The organism is Planomonospora corallina (assembly GCF_042650625.1).
Classification (GTDB): Bacteria; Actinomycetota; Actinomycetes; order Streptosporangiales; family Streptosporangiaceae; genus Planomonospora_B; species Planomonospora_B corallina.
In genome coordinates, this window is the sequence record NZ_JBHSBM010000038.1 from 1 (window position 1) to 819 (window position 819).

At 68.7% G+C, this 819-nt stretch carries 1 protein-coding gene; it reads left to right on the forward strand.

The window, feature by feature from the left end; translation table 11 throughout:
* Nucleotides 1–560: flagellin (locus tag ACFOWE_RS26500; protein WP_377292460.1), on the forward strand; the 560-nt coding region annotated here is incomplete at its 5' end.
* Nucleotides 561–819 lie beyond the last annotated feature (259 nt).

Sequence of the window (819 nt, forward strand, 5' to 3'; positions counted from 1 at the left end):
ACGGCGGTTCCCAGGACGCCAAGGCCCAGGAGGCCGCCAACAAGGAGTTCCAGGACCTCAAGACCGAGCTCACCCGGATCTCCGACACCACGTCCTTCGGCAGCCAGAAGCTGCTGGACGGCAGCTACAACGGCACCTTCCAGGTCGGCTCCAACGGCAACGACGCCGCCGAGCGCATCAACGTCGACCTGACCACCGCGACGGTGGGCGACCTCGACGGCACCGCCCTGGTCGGCACCGCCGCGCTGAGCGGCGGCGGGTCCATCGCCGCCAACGTCACCCTCGCCCAGGGCGCGATCGAGACCCTCGACGGCGCCATCGAGAAGGTGTCGAGCGTGCGTGCCGGTCTCGGTGCCATCCAGAACCGGTTCGAGCACACGATCAACAACCTGAACGTGGCGATCGAGAACCTGTCGGCCTCGGAGTCGCGCATCCGCGACACCGACATGGCGCAGGAGATGGTCGGGTTCACCCGCAACCAGATCCTGACCCAGGCCGGCACCTCGATGCTGGCTCAGGCCAACCAGGCGCCGCAGTCGGTGCTGAAGCTCCTGGGCTGATCCTCGGCGGGCGCCTGACCGGCGCCCGCTGGTGAACGGCATTCCGTGAAGGGGTGGCCGGCGTGACCCGCCGGCCACCCCTTCCGCTTTCCGGCGAGCACCGGGATGACAGACGCAGGGGAGACCGGCGGACGGACGATCCGGGAGAACCTCCGGAATTCCTCCGGGGATTCCTCAGCTCTCCCGATCCGCCGCCGATGAGTACGGGCGACCGGGCCACGGACGGACCGGCACGACCCCGCTAAGGAGAGATCATCAT